Source organism: Nitrospira sp. (genome assembly GCA_029194675.1).
Lineage (GTDB): Bacteria > Nitrospirota > Nitrospiria > Nitrospirales > Nitrospiraceae > Nitrospira_D.
The window spans coordinates 940961-960304 of the sequence record JARFXP010000001.1; the positions used below are offsets into that span (position 1 = coordinate 940961).

At 58.8% G+C, this 19344-nt stretch carries 16 protein-coding genes; 8 read left to right on the plus strand and 8 right to left on the minus strand.

The window, feature by feature from the left end; genetic code table 11:
• Positions 1–13: 13 nt before the first annotated feature.
• Positions 14–892, minus strand: a complete 879-nt coding sequence (locus P0120_04430; GenBank protein ID MDF0673574.1) for a hypothetical protein — start codon at positions 890–892, stop codon at positions 14–16.
• A gap of 84 nt (positions 893–976) precedes the next feature.
• On the minus strand, positions 977–2062 hold the full coding sequence (locus tag P0120_04435) for a hypothetical protein (protein MDF0673575.1): 1086 nt from the start codon (positions 2060–2062) through the stop codon (positions 977–979).
• A 190-nt stretch (positions 2063–2252) separates the two neighbouring features.
• On the opposite strand from P0120_04435, the gene P0120_04440 reads away from it, so the two are divergent.
• The 5 genes from P0120_04440 to P0120_04460 all read left to right on the plus strand — a co-directional run bounded on the left by P0120_04440 (position 2253) and on the right by P0120_04460 (position 9661).
• Entirely contained in the window at positions 2253–3407 is a 1155-nt protein-coding gene (locus P0120_04440; protein ID MDF0673576.1) for an efflux RND transporter periplasmic adaptor subunit, read from the plus strand.
• Between the two features lie 58 nt (positions 3408–3465).
• Positions 3466–6714: a multidrug efflux RND transporter permease subunit gene (locus P0120_04445; protein ID MDF0673577.1), complete on the plus strand. Its 3249-nt coding sequence runs from the start codon at positions 3466–3468 to the stop codon at positions 6712–6714.
• A 1-nt stretch (position 6715) separates the two neighbouring features.
• A complete protein-coding gene (locus tag P0120_04450; protein ID MDF0673578.1) occupies positions 6716–8209 on the plus strand; it encodes an efflux transporter outer membrane subunit in 1494 nt (497 codons plus the stop codon).
• A 213-nt stretch (positions 8210–8422) separates the two neighbouring features.
• A complete protein-coding gene (locus P0120_04455) occupies positions 8423–8782 on the plus strand; it encodes a hypothetical protein (protein MDF0673579.1) in 360 nt (119 codons plus the stop codon).
• 408 nt (positions 8783–9190) lie between these two features.
• Positions 9191–9661 carry a YMGG-like glycine zipper-containing protein gene (locus P0120_04460; protein ID MDF0673580.1) on the plus strand — a complete coding sequence of 157 codons (471 nt, stop codon included), beginning with the start codon at positions 9191–9193 and terminating at the stop codon, positions 9659–9661.
• Positions 9662–9764: 103 nt separating this feature from the next.
• Here P0120_04460 and P0120_04465 read toward each other — a convergent pair whose 3' ends face one another.
• The 4 genes from P0120_04465 to P0120_04480 all read right to left on the minus strand — a co-directional run bounded on the left by P0120_04465 (position 9765) and on the right by P0120_04480 (position 14596).
• Positions 9765–11363 carry a patatin-like phospholipase family protein gene (locus tag P0120_04465; protein MDF0673581.1) on the minus strand — a complete coding sequence of 533 codons (1599 nt, stop codon included), beginning with the start codon at positions 11361–11363 and terminating at the stop codon, positions 9765–9767.
• Entirely contained in the window at positions 11347–12249 is a 903-nt protein-coding gene (locus P0120_04470) for a fructose bisphosphate aldolase (protein ID MDF0673582.1), read from the minus strand. The genes P0120_04465 and P0120_04470 overlap by 17 nt, the downstream gene beginning before the upstream one ends.
• 377 nt (positions 12250–12626) lie before the next feature.
• Positions 12627–13814, minus strand: a complete 1188-nt coding sequence (locus P0120_04475; protein MDF0673583.1) for a hypothetical protein — start codon at positions 13812–13814, stop codon at positions 12627–12629.
• A 365-nt stretch (positions 13815–14179) separates the two neighbouring features.
• Positions 14180–14596, minus strand: coding sequence for a PIN domain-containing protein (locus tag P0120_04480; GenBank protein ID MDF0673584.1), 417 nt, complete (start codon positions 14594–14596; stop codon positions 14180–14182).
• An 838-nt stretch (positions 14597–15434) separates the two neighbouring features.
• On the opposite strand from P0120_04480, the gene P0120_04485 reads away from it, so the two are divergent.
• Both P0120_04485 and P0120_04490 read left to right on the plus strand, forming a co-directional pair.
• The gene (locus P0120_04485; GenBank protein MDF0673585.1) at positions 15435–15701 is read left to right on the plus strand and encodes a nucleotidyltransferase domain-containing protein; all 267 of its coding nucleotides are present in this window, start codon (positions 15435–15437) and stop codon (positions 15699–15701) included.
• A gap of 130 nt (positions 15702–15831) precedes the next feature.
• Entirely contained in the window at positions 15832–16554 is a 723-nt protein-coding gene (locus P0120_04490) for a hypothetical protein (GenBank protein ID MDF0673586.1), read from the plus strand.
• Here the strand turns inward: P0120_04490 and P0120_04495 are convergent.
• A complete protein-coding gene (locus tag P0120_04495) occupies positions 16506–17093 on the minus strand; it encodes a hypothetical protein (protein MDF0673587.1) in 588 nt (195 codons plus the stop codon). The genes P0120_04490 and P0120_04495 overlap by 49 nt on opposite strands.
• Before the next feature lie 124 nt (positions 17094–17217).
• Between P0120_04495 and P0120_04500 the strand changes: the two genes are divergently transcribed.
• Complete coding sequence (locus P0120_04500) at positions 17218–18792, plus strand: alginate export family protein (GenBank protein MDF0673588.1); 1575 nt, start codon at positions 17218–17220, stop codon at positions 18790–18792.
• Between the two features lie 136 nt (positions 18793–18928).
• Here the strand turns inward: P0120_04500 and P0120_04505 are convergent, their stop codons facing one another.
• Entirely contained in the window at positions 18929–19288 is a 360-nt protein-coding gene (locus P0120_04505; protein ID MDF0673589.1) for a hypothetical protein, read from the minus strand.
• Between the last annotated feature and the right edge of the window lie 56 nt (positions 19289–19344).

Consider the following 19344-nt stretch of genomic DNA (forward strand, 5'->3'; position numbering starts at 1 on the left):
GACGACGGAATGGTCACAGCTCACGGGAAGCCCTCCGCGGAGGCTGGAGGGAGATTGGGCTCTCTGTGCGACGAGCCCGGACTCCTGCGGTAAGCAGCAGGACCAGTCCGACCATTCCCGTCACGATCAGCATGACGACCGCCTTGGGATCGACGGCACTCGCCCCCGCAGTGACAAGCGCCGCACCGATATTGCGGCCGCCAGTCGCATAGCCCAACAGGCGGCGCCCAGCCGGATCAGGCTCAGCAAGCACCCACGCACCGGCGAACAGCAGCACCACAAACAGGATCGCCGCACCGATCGCACCGCTTCCAAAAACCCCGGCCAGCGCAGTGAAGTTCGTGCTGCAGACGAGCAGCACCACCGCAACAAAGGCGATATTGGACGTCTTGGTGATCCAGGGCAGCAGCTTGGCGCCGGTCTGCTGTGCCACACGCTGCCAGGCCATGCCGAGCAAAAGCGGCGCGAGCATCAGCACGACCAGCGGCATTGCGATCCGTCCCGGCTGCACCTGCAGGCCCGTGGCGAACAACGGCAGCGCCACCGGCATGACCACGACGCTGGCACCCATCAGTAAGACCATCAGAGCGGCCGCGCTTGCCACGTCGCTCCGGCCCGCTTCGGCAAGCTTGGGCAACAGCGGCGAGCCCGCGGAGAAACCAAGCAAGAGCAACCCCAGCTCATACCCCGGATCCAACGGCAGCGCCCCGGCGATCGCCAGGGCCACCGCAGACGCCAGCACGAAGTTGGCGGTCAGGGCACGGAGAACCCACAGGGGGCGCCGGAACGGCGCAATGATCTCGGTGCCCCGCGCCGCAAGACCGATCGAGACCATGCTCGACACAACAAAGACGACGACGGTGATTTTTACGAGCAATTGCAGTGGAGTCATGAAGGTCCCACTCATCCGGTCCGCTGCAAAAGACCAGTTGTCGGCCTGGAGCAATCCACGCAAAGAGCCTTACACGAGCTCCTGTCAGAAACTCGCGAACATGTAGCGAATACCTACTTCGATGTTCCAGTCGTAGGCCCCGGCGACATCACGTCCCCAGATGCCCACTCCGGGACGGACGTACGCGCCGAACCGGCCGACTAAATTCCGACCGCCCTCAAACTCCATCGTCATGGCGCTCTTCCCGCTTCGCTCGAAGTCGACGTTCCATACCGCGTTAACAATGGTCCACCACCGCCGGCCCCAGAAGGAATTCACTTGGATGGCCGCATTGAACCGCGAGAGATCCCTTCGGGACGGATCTCCGCCAACGGATGTTTGATATTGCAACAAGCCAATCAGGAACGAATCCCATCGTGGAACAAACCGGGCCGTGGCAACGGTAGGGCCGATCGTATACTTGCCGAGCCCCAAGCCGGGTTCGGCGGCGGTCGGCAGGGTCGTCACCATGCCGACGAGCAAGGCATATTCCGGCGTGTTATAGGCGCGCCACCCGGCGGTCACGGCGAGATCGCTGAGCCCTTGCTCGCTGGGTATACCAGGGCGATCAGGGTCGCTCCATTTCAGAAACGGCGTATCAACCCGCATCAGCCAGTTGCCGCGAAACGGCACATCGACGCGCGCCGTCGTCACGGTCCCCTGCGCACCCTGTGGCAGATCGAGGTATTGGCTGGTCAGTTGCACCCGCCCGACGATCGCCGTGGGATCCGTTCCGTATTTCGCCGCGACTTGGCGGAGCCGCTCGGCCTCTTCCCGTTCCTCCTGCGTCACGGGCTGTGGCCCGATTCGTTTCAACAGCCGCCGTCTCGGTTCTTTCCCCGAACCTGACGCAGGGGCCTCCGGCTCGCTTTCAACGGCAGGAGGCTCGTCCACCGGATTCGCGGGGGGTTCCTTGTGAGGATCGTCGGCAGTGCCTTCGCCAAGGGCTACCACCGGCCCCATCCCCATCGACAACAGGAAGAGGCCCAGCACCGTCATGGATCTGAGTCGCCCGCCTGCAGGGACGCTCATCGAACGGTTGTCCTCATAGTTGATCCGGTCCGGCGTCTGATTCATCCATGGATCGGAGTCGTTCGGTTGCGGCAGGATTGACGGAAACGCGATCGACATCAGACCCACGATCCGAGGTTCCAAGGGGCAGCAGCCCGGACTGTACTCTGCGGCAAACAAACTTTCAAGGCACAGTCTGTGTCCGCTTTCCTAAGAGCTGAGGTTCTCTCTTTATTCTTTGAGTTCCACACGTCTATACTGGGCCGCCTAACGTTGTCCCATTCTCACCAAGGAGTCATAGTTGGGAACTGTGAATGAGACCTCCCGGAGGTTTCTGTTCGTGCTGTTCGGACTGGCCCTGATACCGGTGTCAGCCGGCTGCAAGAATGAGGCTGGTTCGACCGCATCGGAAACAGTACCGGAAGTCCAGGTGACGGAGGTACTTCAGCGAGATCTGCCTATTCATGCGGAGTGGGTAGGTACCACCGATGGCTTCGTCAACGCCACAATACAGGCGAGAGTCAGCGGCTATCTCATCAAACGTACCTTCGACGAAGGTTCCTTCGTCAGGAAGGGCGATCTGTTATTCGAAATCGATCCTCGTCCGTTTCAAGCGGCCCTCGCGCAAGCCAAGGGCGAACTCAGCAAAGCAGAAGCCCGCCTCGTGAAGACCGAACTGGACGTAAAACGTGACACCCCTCTCGCCTTGGCCAAAGCGATCAGTCAGAAGGACCTGGAGGATTCGATCCAGATGAACGCCGCGGCCAAGGGCGCGCTGGCTTCAGCCAAGGCGGCGGTCGAACAGGAGCAGTTGAACTTGACCTTCACGAGAATTGAAGCGCCGATCGACGGTATCACGGGGATTGCCAAGGCCCAGATCGGGGACCTGGTCGGCCCGAACACTGGTCCTCTCACATCGATCTCGACCGTCGATCCGATCCGCGTGTACTTCCCGGTCAGTGAACAGGAATACCTCAAGGCCGCCGAGAAAGTACAAGCAGCCTACAAAGACCCGAACAGGCAGCGGAACGACAAGCTTGAAATGATCCTCAGCGACGGCTCGGTTTACCCCCATCGGGGCAATTTTCTGCTGGCCGATCGCCAGGTGGACGTGAAGACCGGGACGATTCGTGTCGCGGCCCTGTTTCCCAACCCAGGCAATGTTCTTCGCCCAGGATTCTTTGCCCGCATTCGTGCCGTGACGCACATGAAGCAGGGTGCGCTCATGGTGCCACAGCGCGCCATCGCCGAGTTGCAGGGCCGCTACCAGTTGGCAGTCGTGGGCCCGGAGAACAAAGTCGAGATCCGTCCCGTCAGAGTGGCGGAACGAACGGGAAACCTCTGGGTTATCGAAGAGGGGTTGCAGGCGGGTGAACGCGTCATCGTTGAAGGGTTACAGAAGGTGAAAGCCGGTATCACAGTCAACCCCAAACCGTTCCAGGAGCCGATGGAGAAGGCAGCATGATTCCCGGACCGCCCTGATGCAGCTCCGCGGCACTCCCTGATTCTATTCCCTCATCTCTATGGCCAAATTCTTCATCAACCGCCCGATCGTCGCGATGGTGATCTCGATCATCATGGTCATCCTGGGCATCGTCGCGATGGTCCAGCTCCCGATTGCTCTGTTTCCCGACATCGCCCCTCCGGAAATCCAACTGGCAGCCACCTACGTCGGCGCGGACGCCGTCACCCTCGAAAAGTCGGTGGCCACCCCAATCGAGCAGATGGTGAGCGGGGTGGACAACATGATCTACATGTACTCGGTGAATGCGAACAACGGACAAATGACGCTTCGGGTGGATTTCGACATCAATACCAGACCGAACGACGATCAGATCCTGACGCAAATGCGCTATACGCAGGCTGAATCTCAGCTCCCTCAGGAGGTGCGGAACTTCGGGGTCACGATCAAGAAGTCCGCAACCAGTCCCCTCGCGCTATTTTCGTTGTACTCCCCGAACGGCACCTACGACGAAATCTTCCTGGCCAACTATGCCTACGTGAACATCAATGATCCTATGACCCGCGTGCCAGGCATCGGTCAGGTGACGATCTTCGGAGCAGGCCAATACGCGATGCGGTTCTGGGTGCGACCCGATCAGCTGGCCAAACTTGGGATCACGGTCACTGAAATCACGAACGCGATTAAGGCTCAGAACACCGTCAACCCGGCCGGCCAGATCGGCGCCGAGCCGGTGCCGCAGGGACAGGAGTTTACCTATAGCGTTCGCTCCCAGGGTCGCCTGGAGACCGAAGAGGAATTTGGGAACATTGTGATCCGGGCCAACCAGGACGGCTCGATGGTTCGATTGAAAGACGTGGCCAGGGCTCAATTAGGCGCACAGATGTACAACATCATCGGCCGGATGAACGGGAAGCCCTCGGCGATTATTGCCATCTACCAACTTCCTGGATCGAACGCGATCCAGACAATGGACGCCGCGACAAAATTGATGGAGGAGATGAAGTCCCGCTTTCCGGGCGACCTCGACTATGTGACCTCGCTCGATACGACACAGGCCGTGCGGGAAGGCATCAGCGAGATCGTCCACACGCTCTTCGAGGCGCTGGTTCTGGTGATCATCGTCGTCTACATCTTCCTCCAGGGCTGGCGGGCCACTCTCATTCCCCTTCTAGCCGTCCCCGTCTCGCTGGTCGGCACGTTCATGCTCTTCCCATTACTCGGCTTTTCGATCAACACGCTCTCGCTCTTCGGCCTCGTGCTCGCCATCGGGTTGGTCGTCGACGACGCCATCGTGGTCGTCGAAGCGGTCGAGCACCACATCGAACATGGCCTCTCGCCGAAAGAGGCCAGTCTCAAGGCGATGGAGCAGGTCTCGGGGCCGGTGGTGGCCATCGCGCTGATCCTGGCGGCAGTCTTTGTCCCCACCGCGTTTATTCCCGGCATTACGGGCCGGTTATATCAACAGTTTGCCGTCACCATCGCCCTTTCCGTCATCATCTCTGCGTTCAATGCGCTGACTCTCAGTCCCGCCCTCTCCGCCCTTCTGCTTCGACCGAGAAAACCGGCAAGAGGGCCGCTGGGACTTTTCTTCGGCTGGTTCAACAGATGGTTCGGGCGCGCGACAGACGGTTACGTGACGGTCTGCGGTGGGCTCATTCGGAAGGCAGGCTTCTCGATGCTGCTCCTTGTGGCAATCACCGTTGTCTCCGGTTGGCTGGGTGCGCAACTGCCGACCGGCTTCCTCCCGATGGAAGACCAGGGTTATGTGTACTTGAACGTCCAGCTTCCCGAGGCCTCGTCGCTCCAACGAACCGATCAGGTCTGTAAACAAATCGAGGCCATCCTGAAAGACACCCCCGGTGTCAGATATGCGACGACCCTCGCCGGCTTCAGTCTATTGAGCATGGTCAGCACCACCTACAACGCCTTCTTCTTCGTCACGTTCGATCCTTGGGAAGAGCGCAAAAAACCCGAGGAGCAGTTGCCGTCGATTTTTCAGAATGTCAACAAACGCCTCGCCGAACTCCCAGAAGCCAAAGCATTCCTCTTTCCACCTCCTGCGATCCCTGGTGTCGGCACCAGCGGCGGTGTCACGTTCGTCTTGGAAGACCGAGCTGGAAAGGATATTGCCTTCCTGGCGGACAATACCCAGAAGTTCATGGAGGCCGCCAAAAGCCGGCCTGAGATCGGGCGCATCGTCACCACCTTTATCCCTGACGTTCCTCAGGTGTTCGCCAGAGTGGACCGCGATAAGGTGCTCAAACAGGGAGTCAACCTCTCCGACGTGTACCAGACGCTACAAACATTCATGGGCGGAGTGATGGTGAATTTCTTCAACCGGTTCGGTCGCGTCTGGCAGGTCTATGTTCAGGCGGAGGGAGAGTACCGCACACAAGCGGATCAAGTCGGACAATTCTATGTGCGCAATGCCGACGGCGACATGGTGCCTCTGTCCACGCTCGTGACGATGGAGCGGTTCCACGGTCCGGAGTTTACGATTCGGTTCAACGAATACCGCTCCGCGCAGCTGCTGGTGGGGGCTGCGCCAGGCTATAGCTCCGGCCAAGTGATGAAGGCATTGGAAGAAGTCTTTGCCGGATCGATGCCGTCCGGCATGGGGTTTGATTACATGGGAATGTCGTTCCAGGAAAAGGCCGCGGCGGAAGGTGTGCCGGCCGGCGTCATTTTCGGGTTCTCTCTGCTGTTCGTGTTCCTGATTCTTGCCGCGCAATATGAGAGCTGGGCCCTGCCCTTCAGTGTGCTCCTCGGCACCCCGGTTGCCGTCTTCGGTGCCTTCAGCGCGTTATGGCTCCTCAAACTGGCTGCCCCTCAGGCGAGCGAGAACGACGTATTCACTCAAATCGGGTTGGTGATGCTGATCGGCCTGGCCGCCAAGAATGCGATCCTCATCGTGGAATTTGCGAAGGTCGAGCATGAGGGAGGAAAGCCGTTGGCCGATGCAGCGCTGGCCGCAGCCAAGGTCAGGCTCCGCCCCATTTTGATGACCGCGTTTGCCTTCATTCTCGGCGTGGTCCCGCTCGTGCTCGCTACCGGAGCCGGTGCGCACGGACGGGTTCTTCTTGGTCTTGCGGTTTTCGGCGGCATGCTGGCTGCCAGCGTGATCGCGATTTTCTTAATTCCGGTCACCTTCTATGTCGTTGAAAAACTTTCCGGTGGGGGTGACCATCGTCGGCCAGGGACTATGGGATCCGGGGCACCGAACTCTTCCGGTGACGGCCGGCACCAGACGCCGGTGCTCGAACCAGAGCAGCTTTCACCACCTGCGCGCCTGGAAGGAGGGCATTGAGATGAGACGACTGCTCGCCGCATCAGCCCTTGCGATACTCACCGTTGGCTGCCGCATGGGACCGGATTACACCCGCCCGGAAACGCCCAGCGCCGATGCTTGGCGCATGACCGCCACGACTTCTGAGTCCATCGCGAATCTGCCCTGGTGGGAACTGTTGAAAGACCAGGAACTCCAGCGGTTGATCCGCACGGCGCTGGAGGAAAATCAAGACGTGCGAACGGCCGCCGCTTCGGTCGAGGAATTTCAGGCTCAGCTTGTCATCTCCCGATTCGACCTCGCGCCTTCCGTGGGCTACGGAGGCCAGGCCTTCGTGTTCAATGCCACTAGAAATGCCTTCGGTATTCCGATGCCCGGAGGCGGGGGGGTCTTTGTCCCCAATCAAACTGGGGCGACGCTCTCCAATGAGAGCGCCCACGGCGGGCTCAAGTGGGAGATGGACCTCTGGGGGAAGATCCGACGATCGATTGAGGTTACGAGAGCGCAACTGCTGGCTCGCCAGGAAGCCCAGCGGGCAGTGATTCTTGGTCTGGTCGGCACGGTGGCCGAGGCCTATCTCGATTTGCGGCAACTGGATCTGCAGATGGACATTACCAAGCGGACACTCAAAGCCTGGGATGAGACCGTGAGAATCTCGCGCCTCAAATTGGATCAGGGCGCCATTTCCAAGCTTGATCTGGATCGGTTCGAAGCGGAGGACGCCCATGCCGCTGCGCTACTCGCAGACCTGGAGCGGCAGTCGGTTCAGAAGGAAAACCAGATCAGCCTCCTACTAGGACGTAAACCCGCTCAGATTTCACGCGGGAACACACTCGATGAACAGACGATGCCGCCCGACATTCCGGCAGGGCTTCCGTCCGACCTGCTCCGGCGCCGACCCGACATTCTGCAGGCGGAACAGGACCTCGCTGCAGCCACGGCCGGCATCGGCGTCGCGCAGGCTTCGCGGTTTCCACAAGTTTCGCTGACCGGCGCGCTCGGGGTCGCGAACCCGCAACTGAGTTCCATTTCACCGGGCATTGCGTTTACACAATACGCCGCCGCTGCCGTCACAGGACCGCTTCTCAACGCCACCGCGCTCGGCTATCAAGTGAAGGTCGCCGAAGCGCGGACCAAACAGGCGTCGCTTCAGTATGAAAAGGCCATCGTGACGGCGTTCCGAGAGGTCGAGGATGCCCTGATTGCCGCGCAAAAGTCGCGCGAACAGGGGAAATCGCAGGAAGCTCAGGTCGCCTCGTTACGATCCGCGCTCGACCTGGCCGATCTCCGCTATCGAGGCGGCCGGGCGAGTTATCTCGATGTGCTGACGGCCCAACGGAGTCTCTTCGACGCGGAACTCGCGTTGGCACGCACTCACCGCACTCAGTTGGTCTCGGTGGTCCAGCTCTACAAAGCGTTGGGCGGTGGTTGGTCCCCTGACGACATGCAGATGTATCTTCAGGCTTCGGTCGAGCCGGCGAAGAAGCCGGCTAGCCCGTCCACGGGCGAGCCGTAATCTTCCTTATGATCGCAGTCATCGTCAATTTTCTGAGGCTGGAAACCTACCTGTACTTCCAGCGTTCGGAAAACGGCCGAGGCGCGGCCAACGTGTGAACGCCCTATCTCCAGTTCCTCATTGACAGATCTTGTCGAGTTGACTATAAGCCTCGGTTGCAACTAACGCTGGAACGCGGCAAGCAACCGAGTACATAAACAAGGAGGTACTCTAATGAAGACTGAACAGATCGTCGTGCTGATGGCCGTGGCTTTCTTGATGGCCGGAGCTGTCCCTGCAATGGCGGCCGATGTCCTTGTCTACCCCAAGCAGAATCAAACCAAGGACCAACAGGAGCAGGATACCTTTTCCTGTTACAAATGGGCCAAGGAACGAACGGGGTTCGATCCGACCAAACCGGCTGCGCAGGCGAGTGCGCCGCCTCCCCAGGGCGGGCCCCATAGAAGGCACCAAGCAGAGAAACAACAGGCAGCAGCTCAGCAGCAGGCCTCGAAGCAGTATGAGGCGAGTGTGGAAGGGTATCAGCGCGCGTTCGGAGTCTGCATGGAAGGTAAGGGCTACGCGGTGAAATAGTCTGCCGGCCTCGGCTCAGGGGTGTGCCCATTGGGACTGTATCGTCCGACTCGACCCGTTCTGTCTGGAGACGTGCCCATTCCCATATACCCCCAACATCAATAAATAATATGATGATCCCCGTCGGAGCTTGGCCGATTCCCTGTTCCACAAGACCTTGCTCGCGCGCATCGAGTCTGAAACCCGCAGCGATCTGTCCGCGCAGATCGATGGGTTGCGGGAGCGCCTTGCTTCGTTGTTGACGTGAGAAGTCGAGTCGGGTCTCTGGCTCGAAGCGACCGTGAGCGACGTGAACGCCCTATCTCCGGTTCCTCATTGACAGATCTTGCTGAGTTGGCTATAAGCCTCGGTTGCAATAAACGCTGGAACGCGGCAAGCAACCGAGTACATGAACAAGGAGGTGCTCCAATGAAGACTGAACAGATCGTTGTGCTCATGGCCGCGACTTTCTTGATGGCCGGAGCTGTCCCTGCAATGGCAGCCGATGTCTTTGTCTATCCCAAGCAGAATCAAAGCAAGGACCAACAGGAGCAGGATACCTTTTCCTGTTACAAATGGGCCAAGGAACAAACGGGGTTCGATCCGACCAAACCGGTTGCGCAGGCGAGTACGCCGCCTCCCCAGGGCGGAGCTGCCTCCGGCGCGGCAAAGGGTGCCGCAGTAGGCGCCATCGGCGGAGCGATTGCCGGGGACCCCGGCAAAGGCGCGGCGATCGGCGCCGGAGTCGGCGCAGCAGGCGGCGCTCACAGACGACGCCAAGCAGAGAAACAACAGGAAGCAGCTCAGCAGCAGGCCGAGAAACGGTACGAGGCGAGCGTGGACGGATACCAACGAGCGTTCGAAGTCTGCATGGACGCCAAAGGCTACGCGGTCAAGTAAGGCGGCTGGCCCCGGCTCTTGCCGGGGCCGCTCCGCCCCTCCTTCAACCAGACGGTGCTCACACAGGAGCCGATCGCAATTTTTGGAACCCTGGCCCAACCGGCTAGGATGAGGGCGACGGAGAGCGGACCGGTTCGGATTTCGATCCCGGTAGGCTTCCTCCGAGGTCCCGCACGAGTCGCTGAAAGTCAGGACTGTTGTAGAGGATTCTCTTGGCGGCATCGCGCAACCGGTCAACTTGTTCATCCGACAGATTGAAACTGGTCGGCAAATCCAGGAACCCCGCCCGTTCCTCCACATTCGGCAGTGCGTGGAAGCTCACCTCCGTCACGTAGTAGTCGAGGGGAGCTTCGTGCGGAACTTCCGTTTGGCGGAAGACGGACCAATCCTTGACCATCCGCCGCAAGAGCGCCGTTGATTCGAATGTGTAGTTGTTGATCATGGCCGTGAGCGCGACGTCGCCCACATCGGTCAGACCAGGATCTTCTTCCAGCAGGCTCCATCGCCGGGTGGAGTGCTTCGTCTCCGCATTGACGATGACGAAGGCGATCCGCTTGACATGCTCCAGCCCCCGGTCCTTCAGCGCGGTCGGTACGTCCGGATAGGTCATGAACAGATCAAGATAGGCCCGCAGTCCGAGATTGTCGCTGATCACCCCGTCCACCAGATGGATGAACGGCTTGTTGTTCCAATCCTTGTAGGAGTTGAACTGCAGGGCATACCGGTAGGCTCGGCTCGTAAAATCTGGATTTGCCAGCGCAGGAGCCATCCAGGATTCATCCTGAAAACCGCACTGGCCGGCATAGTTCCGAATCGTGATGGCGCCAAGCGGGCCCGGCACGGAAGATGACGCCGCGGTGGCGCGCGAGAGGGGATACGAGCCGAGGTCGGAACAGATCATTCCGAACTGGAGGGGCGAGAAGGTGAAATAGTATCCGTCGGTAATGTCGGTCGCCTGAATGATGAGCGCCGGTCCTCTCTGCGGGTCCAAATCCTTGTACGTGGCCCCGTGGAACAAGAGGTCGTCGAAGTACTCCGCTTCCAGATCACTCTTGCTGTAAAAGGCGGACGCCACCCGGTACAGGTTGATCGGATTGAGCAGGCGCCAGATCAGACCCCACGTCACGTTCCGATTGAGAAAGTTTTGCCTGAAGTCCTTGAAGATTCCGTCGCCATGCAGCGAAAAGTAGGCTGCGGTGACGCTGCCTCCGGATACGCCGGTGACGAGATCCACTTCCTGGACAAGGCGGCGTCCCTTCTCCTCCGCAACGGGCGAGGCGGGACGGGGCGGAAGTTCCACCTCGTTCAATGCCTCCAAGACCCCATAGGCCAACGCGGCGGCGCGCGTGCCGCCCCCAGAAAACGACACCACCATCAAGAGGTCGTCGGCGCGGGTCGGCGCGTTCAGCGCCTGCCCCATGGTGATTCTGGCCGGCTGGTATTTCTCCAATTTCGCGTTGACCGGATAATGGGCGCAACCGGTCGCCAGCACCGCGACGCCGAAGAGGAACAGCATCAGCCTCCCGAATGGCGCCGGTCGGCCCTGGGTGATTATCGTGGTGGCTTTGACTTGCAGAACTATCCTCAATGAGGGGAACTTCGGGGTGATATCACTCACACCTACGTCGCCTGTTGCAAGAACCACATGCTCCCCTCGCCCTCGATACAGTCCGTCGCTGGTTGCCTTAAGTATTGGACGCATCAAAGATGCTCTGAATGAACTTATCCAGCATGGCGTTGAATTCAGCATCGGATTGCTGGGCCGACAGCCCTTCTACCAGCGCCCGCGAAAAGCTCGCGACCAGGCCGTGATTCCTGCGCAGTCGGTCGTTGGCTTGTTCCCTCGTATAACCGCCCGATAGCGCCACCACCCTCAAGACATTGGGATGTCGGATACAATCAACATAGAAGTCGTCCTGCTCCGGGAGCGTGAGCTTGAGCATGACCACCTGACTCCTCGACAATTCGTTGAGCTCCTTCAACAGCGCTTCTTTGAGCAACGCTTCGGCCTCGGCCTTGTCGCGACAGTGAATGTCGACTTCAGGCTCAATGATCGGCACCAACCCTGCGGAGAGGATGTTCCGGGCGATCTCAAACTGCTGGCTCACGATATTCTTGATGCCGGCTCCATTCGCGGCTTTAATGACCGACCGCATCTTGGTTCCGAAAATCCCGTTCGTGTTGGCGTTGTCGAGCAGCGCAGCAAGTGCAGGCATGGGCTTCATCAACTGGACTCCGTCCTGCTCAGGAGCAAGCCCTTTGTCCACTTTCAGAAAAGGGACCACTCGCTTCACGTTCCAGAGATAGTCCGCAGTAGGCCGTCCCTCAATCTCCCTGTCCATGGTGTTCTCGAACAAAATGGCGGCAATGATCCGCTCTCCGGTAAAGCCGGGACTGGTAATGATGCGCGCGCGCATCCGGTGCACGATGTCAAACATCTCATCTTCGTTGGACCACGCGCCTTCTTCGATTCCGTAGAGACGCAGTGCGTTGGGCGTGCTGCCCCCGCTTTGATCGAGTGCCGCAATGAAACCGGGATGTGTCTTCATCTGCTGTTGCTGTTGCTCGTGAGAATTGAGATTGTTCATAGCGCTCCCTCCAAGTGAAAGTGCGGATCAAATGGGTGATAAGCGGTCATGGCTCAGCCCAGGTTCATCATCGCTCCCGAGTGTTCAGATGATGACCGTGGGGACCTTAGGGTGGTACGTATTCTCATGCTCGGTTTCTTCCATCGCGCGAGGCCCAAGCAGCCAGAGACGCATTGTACAGTACAGACTTAGACGAGAACACCGTCAAACTTGACAGGTCTCCCCAAAGCGTGACTCCATGCTTAGCAGGCTGCGGAAAAACCCTCCGTTCATCCTTCGAGAGCCTCAGGACGAACGGAGCGGTCATTGAATTTGTTGAGGTCTTTCGTTCGTGCTGAACCTGTCGAAGTACACAAATCGAGTTTTTCCGCAGCCTGCTAGACCACCATTTTCAGCATCAGTTTGAGCACCTCATCCATCGGCACCAGCGTGGCCAGCAGGGGCAGGAACGGAAGCAACGCGACGATCAGCAGTTTCAGCAAATCGTCTTTGTACAGCGGAACAATCGACATCTGACGCACGGCATTGACGGAGCTTCCCATGTGCGCAACGGCCCGGAAGTCGATCCCGACGTCTTCGGTGAACGGTTTTCCCGAGAGCCATTTCCGATCGACTTGCTGAATGTGGCGGCTCGCCAGCGCGCCGTATTGGAACACCGCCGATTCCTTGGCCTCATACAGTCGATGGGCGAACAACATCAACGGTCCGGCGATCGCCGACACGAGTAGTACCAAGAGACCACCCACCTCCCACTCATACTTCAGCAGCGAGTCGCCTCCGTAGACGACAAAGTCGGCCGTCACACCTGCGGCAGTCGCCGTCACGCCGAACGCAAAGCCGGCGAATGCCGAGAGCGACTCGCTGAGAAACCCCAACCCGCCGGCGCCGTCACGATGGGCGGGGGACAGGTTCAGCTCCAGCTTCGAGATCTGCCCTAGTAATCGCCACCACAGGCCGATTCGCCAGAACCACCGCAAGAGTAGGAACGAGTAGATCGGAAACGCAACCAGGAAATACCAGACTCCGGCGTAGGAGGGGACGTGTCCTCCGTCTCTTGTGACCAACCGCCAAGTCGGTTCCGGATAGTTGAGCAGGTAGAGGAAAACAAACAGCCCGTGGATGAAGGCCAGCCCCAGAAGAACCATTTCCGCACGACTTGAGTGGCTCAGCCTGACGGTCTCCTGAACCAGTCGCTTGAACCGTTCGCCTGCTTCCTCGACCACCAGGCCCGCATCCTCAAACTGCCGTACAATAGTCCGGAGTTGTGCTCCACAGATGAGCTCGGCGTACAGCAAGACCGGCACAGTGACAAGAAACCGCGCGTGCTCCGAAAAATCGATCAGGAACGATTCGAGACGTGTCGGCCCAATCACCAACCCCTGTGCCGCGGCAAGGAGCGCCATGGGTGCCCATGTGATAAGTGCCACATAGAGCGCGGCAAGTCCAATCCGGCGCCGGTCCTCCCGCACAAGACGCGTTCTTTGCTGCAGGCGATACAAGGGCCCGCCTCCGAAGATCGGGAAGTCAGAGGCAGCGGAAGCTCGGGCGTGATCACTTTGTTCCATCAGTTTTCCTCTCAATCCTTGTACCGAAAGATAGATGATCGGACAGCGAGAAGACGACCGATCCCGCCACGAGACTCTCCGGCGGCGCGCCGAGCAAATCCTCCGTCCGCGGCACCCGCTCGGCCACCGTCACATACATGGTCGCCCGGGTCGATGTGTGTCCTGGCCGACGGCTTCTTGCTCGCGCCATCCTTGTGTGTCTAACCAAAGGAGACTCCTCGACAATCGGGAAGTTTCATCGCCGCGACACTTGCGGGCTCGGTATACCATGTCCTCCTTCCCCCTGGAAACGACAAAAGTGACAGGGGAGAATCCAACCCCCACGGGGGATGATCTGCGGCGAATACAGATGTGAGTGGTGCGAGTCAGATTCCGACGACACGGAAACCGCTGGCTTTGGCGGCTGTGGCCAGCGCTTCATCATGGGTAGCCATTACGAGCCCGGCGTGTCTCTGTTCTCGCCAGAGGATCGCTGTCGCCAGATGGATTGCATCCAACGTACCCAGTGCCGTGGGAAGTGGCTGCGCTGCACGGCTTAACACCGGACGTGTGGGGTCGATCATCTCTACAGCATCAAGCAGTCGGTATATGCCTTCTCGTCGCGCGGCGAGCTCGTCATCGCTGAGGCCCTGTAACAATCGAAGACGATCCAGTGTACGGAGGCATTCGACCTCGACCAAGGCGGAGACAATCCCCGCTTCGACGGCTGACCATTCCGGAAGAGTATTTGGCTGCCCGAGGACGACTCGGAGAAGGACAGAGGAGTCCAGATAGGCGATCACCGTTCTCCTTGGCGCTCCTGGAGCAGAAGTTTCACAATATCCACACGCAGACGCAGAGGAGGGGGTAGCGGTACCCGAGCCGGCTTGGGGGAGCCAGGCATAGGGGACCTCACCCTGAGTGATGCACCGTTCTCTTCATACGGGACAATGCGGGCGATCGGAGTATCCCGATCGAGTACGGTGAGACTGCGACCGCTCCTCGCCTTCCGAAGGTACTCGCTGAGATGGCTCTTCAGATCAGCTATGCGCACCTTGATCATGGCCCTATGATAGTCATGTCTGGTCATGAATGCAAGCTAAGGGTTCTCCAGGGGGCAACGTCGCTTGACATCCCCAACTGTACGATCTCAGCTTACAGGCATGAGGGACACACTCACCATCAGCCTTCCCGTCAAGACGAAGCGGCTCCTGGAGCGGGTCGCAAGCGAGAGTGGCCTGACCACGTGTTACAACAAAGGGGTCCGACCCCTTTGTTGCTCGCGACGGGGATGATCATTGAAGAGATCAGACCATCAGTATGTACCACCCCGCCCATCCGGGCGAAATTCTCAAAGAGTTGGTGCCGGCCCCTCCTGGGCCTGTCCGTCACCGATGCAGCCGACCATCTTGGTGTGAGCCTGCGGCAGAACGCCTCTACACTTGTTTCGAGTGCGGTGCAGACTGGCCTTACCGGACAAGTCACCACGAATTTCAGCGAGATCGGCATACTCCTCCAATCAAAAGGGCGACAGGTCGCTCCCAGGCTTGAAACGATCGGCCTATCCAGGTATTTTGCCATGATGACAGAGAATGCTCACGCCCTTTCTCCTGACGAGCTACGTAGGCGGCTGCAACCGTTTTGCGAAAACACCGTATCTATCGACTGGAGGTGTTTGGTTCGGCAGCGCGCGGCGATGTGCGTCCGGACAGTGACGTTGATCTGCTGGTAATGTTGGATGAGTCAGTTTCCGTTTCCACGGACGAGCTGCTTGAAACGGCGGGCGAGGTGGAGGAATTGATCGGAAGACCCGTGGATTTTGTCCTGCGAAACGCTTTGGAGAAGTCGCCGAACCGGTTTGCCCGCGAGCACATCCTGGCCACCGCCGTCCGAGTCTATGGAAACTGACCAACTCGGCCGGCTGCGCGATATGCTGAATGTAGACCAGGCGAGTCAGCCGGGCTCCTCCTGATCGCGCGAGAGCATAGAGAGGGAAAGGGCAGCTCCGGTTGGATTCCAGTCTGTAACGGGAGGCACGATGAGTTGGCAAACGGCGCTGTTCCGTGAGTTTCCTGAGGCTGTGCCACAGGATCAGTTCGTCTCCAGATCCTATGAAGCCCTCCACCAACACGGATTTCGGGCGGACAACACCATCGCGTTCGCGAGTGTGTGCCGTGATGAGCTCACGATGCCCTTTGTGGATGATATCGAGAACACCTGGGGAGAGGTGTTTATGTTTTCAAGTCTGGGGGGCATGCTCACCCTGGGCAAGACCGGATTCCTGGCCGCCCATCGACATGCCCCGATCGAAGGTGACCGGGAACGATATGTCTATTACGCTTTGCCGCATATTGCGATCGATGCTCAGGGAGAATTCGGCGTCTATCATCGTCCAGGCCGTCGGAATGCGTCCCATGCCTGTGGGGCCTTAGTAGCCTTCCAGGAGGAACTGGCGAGCAGGTCTCTCCAGTTGGCGGTCGATCCGGACGACCTTGAGCAAAGCGTGCTCAAACGACATCTGTTGGGCAAGCTCCGATACGGTGACGTCCCAGACTTGGTCTCTTTGACCCGAATCGCGTACGCGGTTATCCTCGAGGAACTGGAGCGGATGATACGGCTGACCGTGGATCCCATGCGAAGCGATTATGGCCTGTTTACCGGGATTCAGATTCACGTCCCTGAGGGCAGGCACTTCGTGTGGCCGGGGAGAGACTATGTCGTCGTAGAAGGAAGACAGTTGACCCTGCCAAAGATGAAGTGATCACGCTTTTTCTGAGGCACGACGTGAAGGAACCGTGCGACGTGGAGAACCTCGGCTCGACAACTTGTTAATGGTTCGACGCACAGGGCAACAACCTGAGCGCAACCATGGCTGATCAACCGGTCGGCTACAGCCGGCTTGGAGGAGGGGCTGGAGGAAACCTTGACGCTGCATTGGCCAGGCGTCTTCGGGGCTTTGGCCTCAGCTTCAAGACGACCAAGTGCCTGGAGTCGCTCACCGCGCAACTCGGACAACCGGCGGACAAGGTCGACCGCTGACGCACGTCGGATCAGCCACACCGCCGGCTGGCCAGTGCCGTACCGGCGATCGAACCGCGCTTGCGGCGCATCAAAGACCAGCAGCAACCCCTGGTCGCCCTCCTGCTTCACCCGCCGCATGAGGCGTCGGATCTGACGATCCATCAGCCCCATCAGCGTGCCCGCCTCCCGTTGTGTGCTCCGTTTCTCCACCACCTGGCGAATCACATGCACCCGGCGCAATTCCTTGCCGCTCATCGTCATCTTGTCCTCTCTGACCATCGCGCTCTCCTTGTGAAGGGCAGCAGTCTTCCCACGAAGAGGACCTTTCGATCCTGGTGAAAGCGGACATGATCATTTTGGGATTACATATTACCGACCGATGAGTAAGAATGGGATTGACTCGATGAGCGTCTTGACCACCCGTGAGGAATTACACGTCGCCGCGCTCGGCGCCCTGCTGGTCGTTGCTATTCATCTCGGAATTCAACCAGCCCGGGCCGGTGAAACGGAGGGCGCGCCGCCATCTCTATCCAAATCCATGCAGACGGATGAGCCGTCGACGGGAGAACAACCCTCCGATCGCCATCGTGAACCGCGTATCGGGCCGCTCAGGCACCGCCTCCAGGAGATTATTTTCTCGGACGATCTCCGACTCATCACCCCGCAGTCCCCGCTCCACCTTGACCAGCTACTCCAAGTGCCTGAATGGCTTCATCTCGGCGTCGACTTTCGTGCGCGCTACGAAGCGTACTCCCAGCCGGTCAAAAAGAACGAAACCACAGGAGCTGAGCAGTTTTCTGAGCGTACGTTGGTTCAAGTCGCCGTACGCTATAAGCCGTTCAAATTTCATCTGGAGTTTCTGGATGCCCGCCCGCTTTACAACTACGGTCTCACGGTCAGCAACCGGATGGAAAACGAGAACGATCTGCTACAGCTCTATGGCAGCGTGGGGACGGACAATTTTCTTGGATCGAGTCTGCCGACCGAACTGCAGATCGGTAAGTTTACTCAAGTCTTTGGAAAGGGTCGTCTCATTGCCAGGAGCAACTACAGCAATGTCCCCTTTTCATTCGTGGGCGCTCACTGGACGTTGGGAGCGCGCAAAGATTGGGAAGTCCGCGCGTTCGCCATGCTCCCGGTACAGAATCATCAGACGTCGCCGGACACTGTCGCTTCCCACACGCTATTCAGCGGCCTGTCGTATCTGGACCAACGCATACCCTGGCTCCATACTGAACTGTACCTCTTTTACATATCGCAGAACGAGCAGGCACCGGGCACCACCGGCGTCAATCAAGATCAAAGCACCCAAGGCCAACTGGAGGACCTCTACACCCCGGGCTTTCGACTCTTCAAACCTGCGGCCAAGGCGACCTTCGATTACGAAATCGAATCCGCCTATCAGTTCGGCCGATCGGCTCTCAACCCTGGAAGCCCCCCATTGACCACATTCGCATATTTTCAGCATGCGGAGGTGGGCTATACGTTCGCGCTTCCCTGGACACCGTCGATCCGTTTCAAATACGACTACGCCAGCGGCGATAGCGATCCCAACGACCATTCAAACGGTCGCTTTAATCCGCTCTTCGGCACGCAAAATTTCCCGTTCACGTACACGGGCATTTGGTCTCTGTTCAAGCGGGCAAATATCAATTCTCCCGGCTATATCGTGTCCGTAGAACCGCTGAAGGATGTCCAGGTCATCTTCAAGCAACGCTTTTGGTGGCTCGCCCAATCCAAAGACGAATTCGTCGGATCTGATCTGCAAGATCCAACCGGACAGGCCGGCAAGTATGTGGGGTCGGAACTTAACCTGCGCCTGGCCTGGACCGTCGGCCAGAATCTGCTGCTCGAAGGAGGATGGCTGTATCTGATGAAAGGAAGCTACTATTCCAATCTGGTGAACCAGGGCGTGGCGGGCGCACCAAATGATAAGAATACCGATTATGTGTTTGTGTCCATGCGGCTCTTCTTCTGATTCCCGTTGTCGGCGCGAACCGAACCCTCCAACTGGCGCTCGATTCTGATCACCGGGGGCACCGTCTTCTCAAACAACATCTGTTGCGCAAGCTCCGGGTGAACCAGCCCTTGTCGATCTCACGAAACTTAAGAGGTTATTCAGGGAGGGGCTTATCGATCTCTTCTTTCTCCAGCTTGCCCGCCTCGAACTTGATAGCCTTTTCAATTGCCTCGCTCAACGATTCTCCATACCCGAACATTCGATAGCTGACATAGGCCGCGAAGCAAGCTGTTGCCAGTTCGGCGACCCCGATGACCATTGCTGCGCCAAGACCTACGCCGAAGCCGAGCAACGTGCCGTGACCCGGGACATCGTGAAAGAACTGCCACGTGGCCCGGCCTGCCGCGTTCACACCATCTTCGACGGTCGTGAACACACTCTTACTGCTCGCAGCAATAGAGTCAGTCCAAGACGCGGTCTCGGATTCCATCGTCTCGGTTGCACTCTCCTCCATGGTACACCTCCCTATACTCATACTCATGTGTTGAGGAGACCATGATATCTGAAATG